At 54.9% G+C, this 14805-nt stretch carries 17 protein-coding genes; 9 read left to right on the plus strand and 8 right to left on the minus strand.

Translation table 11 applies throughout. The annotated features are described in order from the left end of the window. The first annotated feature begins 241 nt into the window (after positions 1-241). Positions 242-1324, plus strand: a complete 1083-nt coding sequence (locus tag MLD66_RS10585) for a pentapeptide repeat-containing protein (RefSeq protein ID WP_247217681.1) — start codon at positions 242-244, stop codon at positions 1322-1324. A gap of 1 nt (position 1325) precedes the next feature. After that, on the plus strand, positions 1326-2078 hold the full coding sequence (locus MLD66_RS10590) for a photosystem II S4 domain protein (RefSeq protein WP_247217683.1): 753 nt from the start codon (positions 1326-1328) through the stop codon (positions 2076-2078). 533 nt (positions 2079-2611) lie between these two features. Here MLD66_RS10590 and MLD66_RS10595 read toward each other — a convergent pair. From MLD66_RS10595 to MLD66_RS10605, 3 genes are all read right to left on the minus strand, one after another. After that, entirely contained in the window at positions 2612-3154 is a 543-nt protein-coding gene (locus MLD66_RS10595; protein WP_247217685.1) for a rubrerythrin family protein, read from the minus strand. A 738-nt stretch (positions 3155-3892) separates the two neighbouring features. Beyond that, positions 3893-4120 carry a hypothetical protein gene (locus MLD66_RS10600; RefSeq protein ID WP_247217687.1) on the minus strand — a complete coding sequence of 76 codons (228 nt, stop codon included), beginning with the start codon at positions 4118-4120 and terminating at the stop codon, positions 3893-3895. A 162-nt stretch (positions 4121-4282) separates the two neighbouring features. After that, positions 4283-5272: an ABC transporter ATP-binding protein gene (locus MLD66_RS10605; RefSeq protein ID WP_339397037.1), complete on the minus strand. Its 990-nt coding sequence runs from the start codon at positions 5270-5272 to the stop codon at positions 4283-4285. 269 nt (positions 5273-5541) lie between these two features. On the opposite strand from MLD66_RS10605, the gene MLD66_RS10610 reads away from it, so the two are divergent. From MLD66_RS10610 to MLD66_RS10625, 4 genes are all read left to right on the plus strand, one after another. After that, positions 5542-5925, plus strand: coding sequence for a DUF2358 domain-containing protein (locus tag MLD66_RS10610; RefSeq protein ID WP_247217691.1), 384 nt, complete (start codon positions 5542-5544; stop codon positions 5923-5925). Next, positions 5913-6293 carry an Npun_F0494 family protein gene (locus tag MLD66_RS10615; RefSeq protein WP_247217693.1) on the plus strand — a complete coding sequence of 127 codons (381 nt, stop codon included), beginning with the start codon at positions 5913-5915 and terminating at the stop codon, positions 6291-6293. The genes MLD66_RS10610 and MLD66_RS10615 overlap by 13 nt, the downstream gene beginning before the upstream one ends. A gap of 67 nt (positions 6294-6360) precedes the next feature. Next, the gene (locus MLD66_RS10620; protein ID WP_247217695.1) at positions 6361-6687 is read left to right on the plus strand and encodes a thioredoxin domain-containing protein; all 327 of its coding nucleotides are present in this window, start codon (positions 6361-6363) and stop codon (positions 6685-6687) included. 5 nt (positions 6688-6692) lie between these two features. Then, a complete protein-coding gene (locus tag MLD66_RS10625; RefSeq protein ID WP_247217696.1) occupies positions 6693-7868 on the plus strand; it encodes an LL-diaminopimelate aminotransferase in 1176 nt (391 codons plus the stop codon). Between the two features lie 87 nt (positions 7869-7955). Here the strand turns inward: MLD66_RS10625 and MLD66_RS10630 are convergent, their stop codons facing one another. Continuing rightward, entirely contained in the window at positions 7956-8495 is a 540-nt protein-coding gene (locus MLD66_RS10630) for an FKBP-type peptidyl-prolyl cis-trans isomerase (protein WP_339396978.1), read from the minus strand. A gap of 9 nt (positions 8496-8504) precedes the next feature. Then, entirely contained in the window at positions 8505-9782 is a 1278-nt protein-coding gene (gene ahcY, locus MLD66_RS10635) for an adenosylhomocysteinase (protein ID WP_247217699.1), read from the minus strand. Positions 9783-9901: 119 nt separating this feature from the next. Between ahcY and MLD66_RS10640 the strand changes: the two genes are divergently transcribed. After that, positions 9902-10840: a GDP-L-fucose synthase gene (locus MLD66_RS10640; RefSeq protein ID WP_247219081.1), complete on the plus strand. Its 939-nt coding sequence runs from the start codon at positions 9902-9904 to the stop codon at positions 10838-10840. Then, positions 10821-10976 (plus strand): DUF2256 domain-containing protein, encoded by a 156-nt coding sequence (locus MLD66_RS10645; protein WP_247217700.1) that lies wholly within the window; start codon positions 10821-10823, stop codon positions 10974-10976. The genes MLD66_RS10640 and MLD66_RS10645 overlap by 20 nt, the downstream gene beginning before the upstream one ends. On the opposite strand, the gene MLD66_RS10650 is transcribed toward MLD66_RS10645, so the two are convergent. The 3 genes from MLD66_RS10650 to MLD66_RS10660 form a co-directional block, all read right to left on the minus strand. Continuing rightward, complete coding sequence (locus MLD66_RS10650) at positions 10958-11866, minus strand: ABC transporter ATP-binding protein (protein WP_247217702.1); 909 nt, start codon at positions 11864-11866, stop codon at positions 10958-10960. The genes MLD66_RS10645 and MLD66_RS10650 overlap by 19 nt on opposite strands. 188 nt (positions 11867-12054) lie before the next feature. Next, complete coding sequence (locus tag MLD66_RS10655) at positions 12055-12615, minus strand: type II CAAX endopeptidase family protein (protein ID WP_247217704.1); 561 nt, start codon at positions 12613-12615, stop codon at positions 12055-12057. Positions 12616-12617: 2 nt separating this feature from the next. Further along, positions 12618-13652, minus strand: a complete 1035-nt coding sequence (locus MLD66_RS10660; protein WP_247219083.1) for a DUF3326 domain-containing protein — start codon at positions 13650-13652, stop codon at positions 12618-12620. A 175-nt stretch (positions 13653-13827) separates the two neighbouring features. Between MLD66_RS10660 and MLD66_RS10665 the strand changes: the two genes are divergently transcribed. After that, positions 13828-14805 (plus strand): hypothetical protein, encoded by a 978-nt coding sequence (locus tag MLD66_RS10665; RefSeq protein WP_247217706.1) that lies wholly within the window; start codon positions 13828-13830, stop codon positions 14803-14805.

A 14805-nucleotide genomic window follows, 5' to 3' on the forward strand; every position in this document is an offset into this window, starting at 1 on the left:
GGTATTGCGTTGCATTACCGCAGGTTTACTCAAGGGCACTTCTAAAAATCGGTTCCGGGGATACCGCCCCCGTACCTAGTGTGGGGTTAGGGCGAACCAACTGTGGTACGATTCAAGCAAACGTGATCTCATCGTATCGGTGCAAGTGATTTAGTTCATTGGAGCAGGGGCAGTCCCAGGGTTACGGTAAAGGGGTACGAAACTGCTCACAGAACCTATGCTAGAGTTGCTACCTGTGGTTATGACTGCTCCCGATTTAGCTGATTGGTTGCGGACGACCCTTGCCCCGGCGGATTGTACTGGGCAGGGAATTTTGGATGGTGCCCAACTGCGGATCATGGTCGAAGCCGCCAGTGTTCCTTCCCCCACCCAAGTTTTAAGCTGTTTGCGCTCCGGTTTGCCCCAATTGGCGGCAGGGGAGGTCACTTCCCTTTTAGTATTCGGTCGGGTGCGGGGGGAGGCGATCCCCCACTGGGCGGAAACCCTGACCGTGACCCCCACCATGCGGGGAGAGTCGGTGCAAGAACGGTTGGCACGGTTGAAAAATAGTTTGCAACGCCAGTCCCAAGTGGGGCAAAAATTCCGGGAACAGATGGGCACGCTGCGCCCCCAAACCATTCCTCCGACCCCAACCCCCACCAGCCCTACCGTGACCGGGGTGGATGTGCGGCAACGGTTGAGCGAGGGACAGCGGGATTTTAGCCAGATGGATTTGAGTGGCGCAGATTTGAGCGGTTTGGATTTAAGCGGGGTGTGCTTCCGGGGGGCGGATTTATCCCGTGCCAATTTGCGGGGCAGTAATCTCAGTGGTGCCGACCTGCAACAGGCGGTACTCCGGGGTGCCAATTTGAGCGAAGCCAACCTGCGCCGTGCCAATCTCCACCGGGCGACTATGGGCAGTGAACCCCGCAGTGCCACGAATTTACGGCAGGCTGACCTCCAGCAGGCGAACTTGGCGGAGGCGACCCTGGGACGGGTGGTGGCGGTGGGTGCCAATTTTGCCGGGGCGAATTTGAGCCGGACGGATTTGAGTCGGGCGGATTTATCCCAGACCAATCTCACCCAGGCGGATTTATCCCAGGCGGATTTGTCCCGTGCCAATTTGAGCGGGGCGGGGTTGACGGATGCCAGTTTATGTCAAGCCAATCTCACTGCCACAGATTTGACCTGGAGCGAACTGATCCGCACCAACTTGGAACGGGCGGACCTCTCGGAAGCCAGCCTCAACCACGCCAAGCTGGAGGGTGCCTACCTCAGGGATGCGGTCTTTAAGGGCACCATCATGCCCAATGGCATCGTCACCTACACAGCGCCTGTGGAGTGAGATGGGGTTAACGCCGGAACTGCGGGCACGGCTAGAGGATTGGCTCGACCGGGCGGAACGGACGTGGCAGGTGGTCGTCAGTGATTTTCTCAGCCCCCCGGAAGCCCTGGCGGTGCAGGCTCACTGTGACCGTTTGAGTACGGTGCAATGGTGTACGTGGGGGGGCTATCCCCAGGCGGAGCGGGTGCGGGTGGCGGTGGCACCAACGGACATCCCCCTTGCCGTCACGGATGTGCCCCTGACCCTGTTGGGGGTAGCGGGGAATTTTTTGTTTGACCCCGCCAGCCACCGGGACTTTTTGGGGGCAATCCTGGGCACGGGTTTGGTGCGGGAAAAGGTGGGGGACATTTTGGTGCTGGGGGAACGGGGGGCGCAGGTGCTGGTGGTGCCGGAACTGGCAGACTTTCTCTGCACCCATTTGACCCAGGTGCGCTCCGTGCCCGTAACCGTCAGCCCCTTGCCCTGGGAGGAATTGCGGGTGCCGGAACCCCGTACCAAAAATCTGACCACCGTGGAAGCCTCCCTGCGCTTGGATGCCCTGGGTTCAGCGGGCTTTGGACTCTCCCGTGCCAAGATGGTGGACTGGATCAAACAGGGGGAAGTGCGGGTCAATTGGCAAACCATCACCCAACCCAGCCATGCCCTCAAAACTGGGGATGCGATTGTCATCCGGGGTAAGGGACGGGTCGTGGTCGGGGCAATTACCCTCACCAAAAAAGACCGTTATCGGGTGGATTTGACCCGCTTTAGCTAGATATACAGCAATCCTAAATAAGAATGGAACAGGGGTCGCAGGGCACCGCCCCGTACTTGGTTCTGCGGAATTGCTGTTTGTTAATCAAATAAGATACAGCAATCCTAAATGAGAATGGAACAGAGGGTCGCAGGGCACCGCCCCGTACTTGGTTCTGCGGAATTGCTGTTTGTTAATCAAATAAGATATAGCAATCCTAAATGAGAATGGAACAGAGGGGCGCAGGGCACCGCCCCGTACTTGGTTCTGGGAAATTTCTGTTCGTTAATCAAATAGGACGGCTAAAGGCATCTCTAAAAATAGGTCGCAGGGGCGTAGCCCCCGTCAAAGAAGCACCTGCGGTGTATGGTTCTCGATAGCCTGCGTGGCGCAGCGATTAGTATGGGCATTTGAGACAGATAACCTCCAATGGATGCAAATAAATAGAGGTGCCCATAAAAAAATACAAAAAAACCCTGGGATTCCCAGGGGCAGGTCATGCAATCAGACGTAAATACCTAAAATTTTCAGGTAACTTTTAGGCACCCAGAACCCTAAACATGGGCAGGGAGGGATTCCAACGCCCGCCGCACCCAAGTCGCATGACGAGTTTCGGAACGGACAATTTCCTCAAACACCCGGGCGACTTCTTCCTTGCCCTGTTTGCGAGCCAATTCCACAAACGCCGGATAGGTTTTTTCGCTCTCGATGCTTTCCACTTCCAGAGCGGTTTCCAATGCCCGCCGCAGACCCCGGGGGTCATTCGCCACCACTTCCATCTGGGCATGAATTTCCGCCACCAGCCGCTTGGCTTCCAGGGTTTGGGGGGTATCGGTCACTTCCAAATCCTGGTACAACTGCCGCACCAATTCGGCGTGTTCCCCTTCCTCCCGGGCAATCGCATCAAACATGGCACCAATTTCGGGATAGCCGGACTGACGGGCAATTTCCGCAAACGTGGGGTACATACATTCGTGTTCGTACAGTTCCACTTCGATAGTGGAAGCCGCATTCAAATCCGTCTCATCGTGGTACACCGCTTCCTGGAAAAACCGGTCAATTCCCAGAAAGTCCTCTTGATAATGATTCAGACTCATGCCCAACTCCTAAAACATTGTGATGGACTACAGGTTGCGACTAGCATTATTACCCACTCTGGGGGCAAAAAAGTTTTCATTTTGTTGCGCTCAATGGTGCATTTTTTTTACAAAACCCTTGACATTAGGGGCGCCTCTATTTATGCGCACTACCAGAACGTTCTCTCGCTGGTATCCTGATCGCAAGGGTGATGGTGCGATTGTTACAGAATATCAAATCCGGGGGCGGTGCCCTGAAAACCCCAGGTTCTCAATTGATGAATCGCATCGCTCAAAGTTGCTCAAGGTTCTGCTTCACCCGCCGAGATTGGTTTGAATGTTCAATAGACAATCTCTTAACGGTCGAGTATAACCGGATTGTTATGCGGCAGAGTGGTTACCAAGCCACTGTTGATAAGTTTTCAACCTCCTGAAAATGAGCATCACGTGTTACTAAGATTAGCTGATGTTGTAGGGCAAGGGCTGCAATCCAAACATCATTCTCAGGTAATGGACGACCTTTGCGCCTCAACTTATTTTTGACCTCACCGTATCTCTGGGCAGTCTTGACATCACATACAAGTATTGTGCTATTAGCAAGCAACTCATCCACTCTTGTCAAATTTGCTTGAGTTTTCCCTGACTTTCTGGCTCCGTAACACAACTCACCAATGACAATGCTTGGCTTGAGCAAGATTGTTTTTAACGATCTCCTCATTTGCAAAAAGCGCAATAACAATGTTGGTATCGAGCAAGAACCTACCACTCATCAACATCTAACTGCTCACAATCCTGCTCGATGGCTTCACGCATCAACTGAAGGTCATCAGCGGGAATGGAGCCAGCAAACTGCAACAATTTTTGCCCTGGTGTACCTCGCACTTCCGTTTTTGCCAATGCCCGAACAAATTCAAGTACCTGCCATTGTAAATGCTGTGGCATCACTTTCAACTGTTCAATGACTTCATCAATAATATGAGTGTCCATATCACCCTTTTCTACTATCATACATCACTAATCTATTAACTTGAAATACAGGCAAGGCATTGTCAATGATCCCCTCACCAGAGACTTCAACTGCATAACAGCAATTTTGCCATTTTAACTCACCTTTAGAAGTATTTAGAAGTATTTTTCCCGTAGCACAAATTACCCACCCCTAGCCGCCAAATCCGCATCCTGTAAGGTTCGTCCCGTCGCCGCTAGATAGACATCATCCAGGCTTGGTTGGGACTGCATCACACTAAATACGGGCAAATTGAGGCTCGTTACCTTTTCTTGAATCATTGCCAAGCTGTTGGGGGTCGGTGCAATCACCAAATTCAAGGAATTGCCCTGGGTGGTATTGATAATCACATTCTGGACAAAATGCAGTTCTTGTAAAACTTTTTGTACCCGTTCCGCCTCATCTCTGGGGGTAAATTCCCGCACCTTCAGGGTCACCCGTTCCCCACCCAAGGCGGCTTTCAAGGCACCGGGAGTATCGCTGGCGATCAGTTTCCCCTGGTCTAAAATCGCCACCTGATCCGCCAGGGCATCAATTTCTTCTAAGTAATGGCTAGTGAGAAACACCGTTGTGCCCTGGGCACGAATCCGGCGGAGAAATTCCCAAACCACCGTGCGGCTTTCAATATCCAAACCCACTGTCGGCTCATCCAAAACCAACACCTGGGGCTGATGCAATAATCCCATCGCCAAATCCAAGCGTTTTTTCATCCCGCCGGAATAGCCCCCCGTGCGACGATCCACCCAATCTTCCAGGTTGAGTAGGCTCACCATTTCGGCAATTCTCTGTTGGGCAAAATCCCGTGGTAAATGATAAATATCCGCATGGAGTTGCAAAAGTTCCCGCCCGGTTAAGACCTTATCTAGGGCTAACTCCTGCGCCACATATCCCAATTTTTGCCGCACCCGCCGGGGCTGTTCCAAAACGGAAATCCCTGCCACAAAAATATCCCCCGTATCAGGTCGGGTCAGGGTACACAAACAGCGAATCAAGGTGGTTTTACCGGCACCGTTGGGACCTAATAAACCAAAGATTTCCCCCGCTGGAACGGTTAAGGAAATTCCCTTGAGGGCGGTAATTTTGCCATAGGTTTTGTGGAGGTTAATAATTTCAATCAGGGTCATCGGGTAAATGCTGGGGAATCCTGCCGGTTCTAGTATAGAATAATTGTATCCGAATTGTGAACAGTTCTTTGGCAGAACCAAGGACAGTAGTTGCCCGACCTACGACCGATGATTCATTAACGGTATTCCAAGTGTCCAAAAATGGCTTACTGCCGCCGGGTATCTCGTTACCCAGATCAGTGTTATAAAATGAGATGTGGTTCGCAATTCCCTCCTCAGGTCAATCATTCTCGGATTGGCGGTGGGGCGATACCATTCCACCCTCACATACAAAAATTATGGATATTTTGACCATCCTGCGGGAAGATTACGCCCGGTTTCCTGAGAATCAAACCTATAGTATTTATGCGGAAGATATAACTTTTGCTGACCCAATGATGCGGGTGCAAGGGCGCAAGAAATATGAGGATATGATCCATTTTTTGGCAACGTGGTTTCAGAATATTCGTCTGGAATTACATGGGATGGAACCGCAGGAACAGGTGATTCACACCCGGTGGACGATGAGTTGGACGGCACCCTTGCCCTGGCGACCCCGGGTGGTGGTGACCGGGCGCAGTGAATTGACGCTGAATGACCAGGGGCAGATTAAGCAACAAATCGATTACTGGGATTGCTCCCGTTGGGATTTGTTCCGTCAGCATTTGCCATGGGCAACCTAGTCGTTGAACCGGCATCCTTGGCGTATCGGCGGGGGCGGTTGGCGCTCCGGTGTTTGCCCTTTACCGTGACGTTGCTGACCGTCATGTTAGAGCGCAGTGTGGCGGTGGGAGAATTGGTGGGGGCTAAGGCGGTGGCGATGGGTTATACCCGGCGGGCGTTGTCCCTGGTGCAGGCGGAACGGGATACGGATTGGTTACTCACCCTGGGGGTACTGCGCCGGGAGGTGGATGGGCAGGGGTTGACGGACCGGTTTCGGCTCACGCCTTTGGGACGGCAATTGCTGGCGGAATGGCAAACCACACCTTGGTCGCCGCCGACTTGGGGGGAACGGTTGCGGCATTTTAGCTGGCGGTGGCTGGGGCGATAGAATTTGCACCTGGGGAACAAAATCAAGGACAATAGATAAGCAACTATTTTGTGACTTGCGGAGAATTATGGCTCCCCTGCCCATTCGGGATGAGGTATTTACCACGGAAGTGCTACAAGCCCCAGAACCGGTGCTGGTGTATGTCTGGGCAGACTGGTGTGGTCCCTGTCGGTTGATGACCCAGATTTTGACCCAGATGGCAGACCAGTGGCAGGGGCGGCTGAAGATGGTGAAAATGCACGCCGATGAAAATCCCCTGACGGTCAAACAGTACCAGGTGGAGGGGATTCCGACCCTCCTGCTGTTTCGGGAGGGGCAATTGCTCTGGAACCATGAGGGGGTGCTGAATCAGGCAAAACTCCAGCAAGCCTTGACGCAACATTTGGCGGGGTAGGGTTTATGGTGCGGTTGGCGCAACGGTTGGCTCCCCTGGCGCAAAATGTGTTTGCCGATATGGATCAGGCAAAGGCGCAGGTGGTGGGGCAGGGAATGGATGTGATCGATCTTTCTTTGGGGTCTTCCGATTTGCCCACCCGCCCGGAGATTTTGGCGGTGATCGCCGAATCCTTGCAAGACCAGCGCACCCACGGGTATCTGTTGTTCCACGGCACCCAGGAATTTCGGCGGGCGGCGGCGACCTGGTATGAACGGCGTTATGGGGTGGCGGTTGACCCGGAAACGGAGGTATTGCCCCTGATTGGTTCCCAGGAGGGGACGGCGCATTTGCCCCTGGCGGTGCTGAATCCGGGGGATTACGCTATTCTGCTTGACCCGGGGTATCCTTCCCATGCGGGGGGGGTGGCGTTGGCGGGGGGGCAAATGTATCCCCTGCGTTTGCGGGCGGAACAGGGGTTTTTGCCGGATTTTGGACAAATTCCTGACCGGGTTTTGGAGCGTGCCCGGTTGTTGGTGCTGTCCTATCCCCACAACCCCACGGCGGCGGTGGCGGATTTGGAGGTGATGCGGGCGGCGGTGGATTTTTGTCGCCGTCATGATTTGGTGCTGTGCCATGATTTCCCCTATGCGGATTTGGTGTTTGGGGAAACCTTGCCCCCGTCGGTACTGCAAGCGGATCGGGAAAAACAGCTCAGTATTGAGTTTTTCAGTATGTCCAAGTCTTATAATATGGGGGGCTTTCGGTTGGGCTATGCCATCGGCAATCGGGAGTTAATCTTGGCGCTGCGGCGGGTGAAGGCGGCGGTGGATTTTAACCAGTACGGTGGGATTTTGCGGGCGGGTGCCCAGGCTCTGTTGGGGGATCAAACGGGGGTGCGGGAGATGGTGGCGACCTTCCGGGAGCGGCGGGATGCCTTTGTGAGGGCTTTACACCGGATTGGTTGGTCCGTGCCCCTACCCCCGGCGACCATGTATGTTTGGGCACCGCTTCCCTTGGCATGGGCGGGCAATTCCTTGGAATTTTGTCAGCATTTGGTGCAAAAAACTGGGGTAGCCGCCTGTCCTGGGGTGGGCTTTGGCGCTGGGGGAGAAGGGTATGTGCGGTTTGCCCTGGTGCATCCCCCGGCTCGCTTGCAGTTGGCGGTTGACCGCATGGCGACGTGGTTGGGGATGGGTTAAATACCCCTGGAGTTGCTTCGGTGATTGGAAGATCAGGTTCAGTTGGAAGCCAAACTTTACCGCAATTCAGGGAGGTTAATCAGGGGTTTAAGGCTGAATTGCCAGCAATTCCACATCAAAGTAGAGGGTCGCATTGGGGGGAATCACCCCGCCCGCTCCCCTGGCCCCGTAGCCCAACTCTGGGGGAATTTCCAACCGCCGTTTGCCCCCGACCTTCATGGTGGCGACCCCCTCATCCCAGCCCTTGATCACCTGCCCCACCCCGACCCGGAAGCGGAAGGGTTGGTTGCGGTCATAGGAACTGTCAAATTTTTGCCCGTTGGCGAGGGTGCCCACGTAATGTACCACGGCGGTTTGTCCCCGTTGCGGACTGGCACCTTTCCCCGGTTGCAGTTCCTGGTAGCGCAGTCCCGAAGGGGTGATGATCCAATCGTCCAGGGTGGTGCTGGGCTTTTGACTCACCTCCACCGGGGTCGCGGGGATGGCAGGCTGTTCTTCCGGTAGGGATTCCGTCATTGCCAGCGCCGGGGGCGGATTGCCATTGCCCATCACCTGCGCCCCCAAGAGCACCAACGCACTCAGGAGAAACACCACCAAACTCACCACAATCGCTGGCATATGCTCCATAACCCCCCCTTAGGTTCCCGCTGTCCAACTGTTCATGTATTCCACCTGGGTGGGGGTGAGGGTGTCAATCTCAATCCCCATTGCCTTGAGTTTCAACCGGGCGATTTCCCGATCCAGTTTAGCCGGGACGGGATAAATGCCGGGAGCCAGTTGCCCCTGGTGCTTCACCAGGTATTCGCAGGCCAGGGCTTGGTTGGCAAAACTCATGTCCATCACACTGGCGGGATGCCCTTCAGCGGCGGCCAAATTCACCAACCGTCCCTCCCCCAGCACAATAATCGCTTTGCCGGATTTGAGGCGATATTCCTGCACGAATGGGCGCAGATGGCTCACCTCACGGCTCAATTCTTCCAGGGTTTTCAGGTCAATTTCAATATCAAAATGCCCTGAATTGGCCACCATGGCCCCGGATTTCATCAATTCAAAATGCTCCCGCCGGATCACGTGCTTGTTCCCGGTCACGGTGATGAACAAATCCCCCACCTGGGCCGCCTCGTGCATGGGAGCCACCTGGAAGCCATCCATCGCCGCCTCCAACGCCCGCACCGGGTCAACTTCCGTGACAATCACCCGAGCCCCCAGCCCCCGGGCCCGCAGGGCCGTTCCCTTGCCACACCAACCGTAACCCGCCACCACCACGGTTTTCCCGGCGATCAGGGTATTGGTCGCCCGAATAATCCCATCCAGGGTGGATTGCCCCGTGCCATAGCGGTTGTCAAAAAAATGTTTGGTATCCGCATCGTTGACATTCACCGCTGGGAAAGCCAAGACCCCGGCGGCCAACATGGCCCGCAGGCGCACCACCCCCGTCGTCGTCTCCTCCGTCGTGCCAATGATTTCCCCGACCTGTTCCTGGCGTTCCTGGATCAGGGTCGCCACCACATCACTGCCATCGTCAATAATTACCTGGGGATGGTGATCCAACGCCCGATGCACATGGCGCAGGTAGGTAGCCGTATCCTCCCCCTTAATCGCAAATACGGGAATCCCGTGATCCGCCACCAAACAGGCCGCCACATCATCCTGGGTGGAGAGGGGATTGCTGGCGATCAACAGGGCATCCGCACCCCCCGCCTGTAGGGTCAAGGCCAAATTGGCGGTCTCCGTGGTCACATGGCAACAGGCCACCAACCGAATCCCTTGCAGGGGTTTTTCCGCCGCAAACCGCTGGCGAATCTGCGCCAAAACCGGCATCTCCCGGCTCGCCCACTCGATCCGCTGGCGGCCTAGGCCAGCCAAACCCAAATCCTTCACATCACAATCCACCCGGGCAGTCGTCGCCGTCATAAAAACCTCAAATCGGAATGAACACCAATGGCACAGTTAGCCATGCGCTTTTCTAAGGTACACCAAAGCCGGCCCCAGTTGGGTTAGGATCGCTTCAAAGCAGTCCCAAATCGGCCATGATGCAACGGCACAGCCGCATTTATATTGCAGGTCACCGGGGGTTGGTCGGCGCCGCCATCCATCGTCAATTGCAACAACAGGGTTTTGAATATACTTTAACCGTGTCCCGTTCAGAATTAGATTTGCGGGATAGCCAAAGGGTGGGGGAATGGTTTGAGCGCCATCAACCGGAATATGTTTTTCTCGCCGCCGCCAAAGTGGGGGGCATTGTGGCCAATTCCTCCTACCCGGTAGAGTTTCTCCAGGATAATTTACAGATACAAATTAATCTCATTCACCACAGCTACCGCACCGGCGTTAAAAAATTATTATTTCTCGGTTCCTCCTGTATTTATCCCAAATTTGCCCCCCAACCCATCAAGGAAGAATATCTGTTAACCGGTGCCCTCGAACCCACCAACCAATGGTATGCGATTGCCAAAATTGCCGGGATCAAACTCTGTCAAGCCTACTGGCAACAATATGGCTGGTGTGCCATTTCCGTCATGCCCACCAATCTCTATGGCCCCGGTGACCATTTTGACCTGCAAAACGCCCATGTTTTACCCGCTTTGATCCGCAAATTTCACGAAGCCAAAATCCACCAACACCCCCAGGTCACCATCTGGGGCACTGGCACCCCCCGCCGGGAATTTTTGTATGTGGAGGATTTGGCGACCGCCTGTATTTTTCTCATGCAAAATTACCATGAACCGGAAATTATTAATGTGGGCACGGGTGAGGATTTAAGTATTAGCGAATTGGCCAATCTCATCAAAAAAATTGTGGGCTACACCGGCGAACTGTGCTACGACCCCAGCAAACCCGATGGCACCCCCCGCAAACTCCTAGACGTTTCCCGCATTCACCAACTGGGCTGGCGGGCGCAAACCCCTTTGCCCCTGGGGATTGAAAAAACCTACGCCTGGTACGTCACCCATGCCCAAGGGAATCCCTAAAGCCGACCTGCCGGAAAAAATCTGCCCGGTTTGTGGCCGTCCCTTCACCTGGCGCAAAAAATGGGCCGACTGCTGGGACGAGGTGAAATACTGTTCCGAACGGTGCCGCCGCCGCCGTCAATCCGCCAGTTCCTGACCCGTCAACCGCAAAAACACATCCTCCAAATTCGCCTGCCTACGGCTCAAACGGGTACTTTTCAGCCCCTGCAATGCCTGCCATAACCTGTCATCCTGAGCGGGTAAACTGACCACAAACCCCTGCCCCAAGGGTCGCCACCACACCCCCGCCGGTTCCGCCAACTGTTGGACCGCCGCCCGCTCCACTCCCTCGATTTCCGCCACCTCCACCCCAATAATCCGCTGGATCAAGTCCGCCGGTGTCCCCTGGTCCACAATCACCCCTTTTTGCAACAGCAATAACCGGTCCGATAGCCGCTGGGCCTCATCCATGTAATGGGTAGTTAATAAAACACTACACCCCGCCTGTTTGAGGAGCGAAATACTCCGCCAAAATTCCTGCCGGGCATCCGGGTCAAGCCCCGTGGTCGGTTCGTCTAAAAAGACAATTTTGGGATGATGGACTAACGCCCGGGACAAGACCAACCGCCGCTTGAGTCCGCCCGACAATACATCCACCCGCTGATGGGCATAGGCGGTTAATCCCGCCTGTTCTAAAAGTTCCCACGCCCGCCGCTGGGCTGGTCGCCCCGTCATCTTGTAATGGTGGGCAAAAAACACCAAATTTTCCAACACCGTAAAATCCGGGTCAAGATTATCTTCCTGGGTGACGACTCCGAGGATTTGGCGCACCTGCCGGCCGTGCCGGTGGACATGGTAGGAACCGATGTGGACAAACCCCCGACTGGGGATCACCGCCCCGTAGAGCATCCCCACTGTAGTGGTTTTTCCAGCGCCATTGGGGCCGAGCAGTCCCAAAATCTCCCCCGGCTGGAGACTCAGGCTGACCCCCTGCACCACCGCTCGTTCCTTATAGTATTTCCATAAATCCTGGGCTACCAATTCCATCTGGGCTACCGTGCCGCTGTCTGCTATTAGATTACCACGGACAAGAATTGGCGAACCCCTGTGGACTGATAAACTGCTCATCAAAACGAATAATAAACACAAAAAAACCTAATAAGAATTAGGAATTAAGGGCACTTCTAAAAATAGGTTGCAGGGGCGTAACCCCCGTATTTGGTTCTGGGTCATTTCTATTGATTTTGCCATTTCCACAGCCCCGCCGAAATCCAATTGGTCAGTCCATGCGCCACGATGGCTACCAAAACATTGCCACTGGCCAGCACCGCCAACCCCAAAATCAAACCAATACAGCTGGCCCACACCCCATAGGGCCACTGTTGCCAACTACCCAGGTGCAAAATGCCAAAACAGGCACTACTGACCAACAACCCCACCCAGGGGGGAGCCAACGCCGAGAGGATCACACCCCGAAACAGCAATTCCTCACTCAAGCCGGGCAGTAACCCCAACCACAGCAAATCGGGCCAAACCAAAGGGCTTAACACCAATTCCAAATAATAATTACTGCATTCCCGATAACTCGGCCAGAGCCAATACACCAACCGGCTCAAGGCACTAATCCCCACCCCCAAAGCCATCCCCCACAGCACATCCGCCCATCGCCACACCAGGGTAAACTGCGCCAGCGGGTCAAAAAATTGCCACAGCCGGGACACCAGCCATAACCCCACCGCCGTCAAACCCATTGCCACCAAAATTTCCGTGCGGCTTAACTCTGGCGTTCTGGTCATGGTTAATGCTGTCCTCCCCGCCCACACCACCGCCAATCCACCCCCGCCTTGTGCGCCGCCATCACCCCGATCGCCTCCAAATAGGACGTGACTGTAACCGCCGGGATGCCCAACGCCTGCGGCGCCACCCCCATCCGGGAGGTATTGTCCTGTACCGCAATGATCAACTTTCCCTGCGTTGCCCAATGGAGCACCGCCGCCCCCCCACACGCCGTTCCCGGCACCACCACCGCATCCACCTGCTCCGTCCAGACCCCCCCCTGTGCCCGCTGGCTGACATACCCCGGTGCCCGACTCAAGCCCACCAACACCGATGGCAAAAAGGTATAGCCCAACTCTTCCGCCGCCGCCGGGGGAGCCACCGTGGGGTCAAGGGGCAAAGGACGCAACGCCGGTGCATGGGCACAGGGCAAATGGAACGTCCGCACCACCAAATGGCTGATCACCGCCTCCGCCCCCGCCAACGGGTCAACCCCCTGCCCCTGCCGATAACGGATTACCGCCTCATCCTGGGCATCCGGAAACCGTGCCACCACCGCCACCGCCGTCACCTGGTACTGTTCCTTCAATTGTGCCACCGCCCGCAGGAGGCTATCGGGATGCGCCAACGTGCCCCAAGTCGCCCCGGAATCCGCCGTTTGCAAGCCCACGCCCAACGGTTCATCCGTCCGCACCTCCCCGGCAATGGTTAACCCCAACGTCGCCTGCGCCGCCTGGATTACCTGCCGATGCCGCAGTTGCAAATCCGGTTCCATCCCTGCATCCAGCACCACCCCCAGCCGCTGTTGATGCACCGGTTGCAATCCCCACTCCCCCGCCGCCCAGCGATCCAAGGCATAGCCCTCCACATACCACACCTGCGGCAACGACCAATACAGCATCGCCCCATTCAACACATTGGGATGGGTCACCACCCAGTCCGCCACCTGCGCCATCGCCCGAATTACCGGTATGGCATCCCCCGCATAGCCACCAATCCTGGCACCAATACCAGTGGGAATAATTACCGCCGCCGTGTATGGACGCTGGAGGGACATCAACTGCACAAATGCACTCATTTTTTGTTGACTGTTTTCCTATTTTAAGCGATCCGGGCATCCCAAATTTTTGCTTGACCAACGGCGGATCATGTAATATCCTGTAAGAGGGTAACGCACCGCTGAAAAACTATTTTTTCTCAAATTTTTCATCCCCCTTCCAAACAGTAATTTTATGATTTTGGTTCTACCGTTGGTGTTATTGGCGTTAGCGGCGGCAGGGGGCGCAACCGGCATAGCCTTTGGAGCCAAGGGAGCCGTTGACATTGCCAGTGCCCAAGGCAAAATTGATGAGGCTAAAAAACGTTATGAATATCAGCGTTTGGTTACGGATAATGCGGCAGTTTTAACCAATCGCCTCGCCCAGGAATACGGTCAGTATCAAATGCACGTCAAAACCATTACCTTCCAGCGCTGGGTGCAATTAATGCAGAAAATTCGCCAAAACGTTGCGCTTCGGGAAATGCAACACTTGGTTGGCATCGAAGTTGTGATTCAAGAAATCAAACGGGATTTTGGCATTAATTTGAATGCCGGGAACGTTCTCACCGGGGGAGCGACTGCCGCCGGAGCCGCCTTTGCCGCCAGTCAGGGAACCATCGGCTTGGTGGGATTATTTGGAGCCGCCAGTACGGGGACAGCCATTAGTAGTTTGAGTGGTGCCGCCGCCTGGAATGCCACGTTAGCCGCTTTGGGGGGTGGTTCCTTAGCCGCTGGGGGTGGGGGCATGGCTTTGGGTGCCGCCGTTTTGGGGGGCATTACGGTAGCACCGGCACTTTTGATCGGGGGATTTGTCCTGGCAGGTGAGGGGGAAAAAGCCCTAACGGAAGCCGAAAATTTTATCGCTGAAGTTGATGTGGAAATCAGTAAATTACGAGCACTGGTCGCCTATTTTGAGTTGGTGAAAGCCCGAATTACGGAACTGGAACATCTGCTACTAACCTTGAATATTAAAGCCATAAAACTGATGAATGAAATTGAATCACACTTGGATCAAAATGGTTTTAGCATCGAAAAAGATGGTCATTTAATTCAGTCCCTCTTGTTGATCATTAAAGCCTTAGCCGATATGCTTCGCACCCCTATCCTTGACAACGAGGGGAATCTCAATCCCCTGTCTGCCCAACTCAAGATCAAATACCGATCCCTATAG

This window comes from Synechococcus sp. C9 (assembly GCF_022984075.1).
Taxonomy (GTDB): Bacteria; Cyanobacteriota; Cyanobacteriia; order Gloeomargaritales; family Gloeomargaritaceae; genus Gloeomargarita.

Bases quoted from the DNA above. Each gene is read 5' to 3' on its own strand.
- MLD66_RS10585 (WP_247217681.1), top strand. From the start codon at position 242: ATGACTGCTCCCGATTTAGCTGATTGGTTGCGGACGACCCTTGCCCCG.
- MLD66_RS10590 (WP_247217683.1), top strand. From the start codon at position 1,326: ATGGGGTTAACGCCGGAACTGCGGGCACGGCTAGAGGATTGGCTCGAC.
- MLD66_RS10595 (WP_247217685.1), bottom strand. From the start codon at position 3,154: ATGAGTCTGAATCATTATCAAGAGGACTTTCTGGGAATTGACCGGTTT.
- MLD66_RS10600 (WP_247217687.1), bottom strand. From the start codon at position 4,120: ATGGACACTCATATTATTGATGAAGTCATTGAACAGTTGAAAGTGATG.
- MLD66_RS10610 (WP_247217691.1), top strand. From the start codon at position 5,542: ATGGATATTTTGACCATCCTGCGGGAAGATTACGCCCGGTTTCCTGAG.
- MLD66_RS10615 (WP_247217693.1), top strand. From the start codon at position 5,913: ATGGGCAACCTAGTCGTTGAACCGGCATCCTTGGCGTATCGGCGGGGG.
- MLD66_RS10620 (WP_247217695.1), top strand. From the start codon at position 6,361: ATGGCTCCCCTGCCCATTCGGGATGAGGTATTTACCACGGAAGTGCTA.
- MLD66_RS10625 (WP_247217696.1), top strand. From the start codon at position 6,693: ATGGTGCGGTTGGCGCAACGGTTGGCTCCCCTGGCGCAAAATGTGTTT.
- MLD66_RS10630 (WP_339396978.1), bottom strand. From the start codon at position 8,495: ATGGAGCATATGCCAGCGATTGTGGTGAGTTTGGTGGTGTTTCTCCTG.
- ahcY (WP_247217699.1), bottom strand. From the start codon at position 9,782: ATGACGGCGACGACTGCCCGGGTGGATTGTGATGTGAAGGATTTGGGT.
- MLD66_RS10640 (WP_247219081.1), top strand. From the start codon at position 9,902: ATGCAACGGCACAGCCGCATTTATATTGCAGGTCACCGGGGGTTGGTC.
- MLD66_RS10645 (WP_247217700.1), top strand. From the start codon at position 10,821: ATGCCCAAGGGAATCCCTAAAGCCGACCTGCCGGAAAAAATCTGCCCG.
- MLD66_RS10650 (WP_247217702.1), bottom strand. From the start codon at position 11,866: ATGGAATTGGTAGCCCAGGATTTATGGAAATACTATAAGGAACGAGCG.
- MLD66_RS10655 (WP_247217704.1), bottom strand. From the start codon at position 12,615: ATGACCAGAACGCCAGAGTTAAGCCGCACGGAAATTTTGGTGGCAATG.
- MLD66_RS10660 (WP_247219083.1), bottom strand. From the start codon at position 13,652: ATGTCCCTCCAGCGTCCATACACGGCGGCGGTAATTATTCCCACTGGT.
- MLD66_RS10665 (WP_247217706.1), top strand. From the start codon at position 13,828: ATGATTTTGGTTCTACCGTTGGTGTTATTGGCGTTAGCGGCGGCAGGG.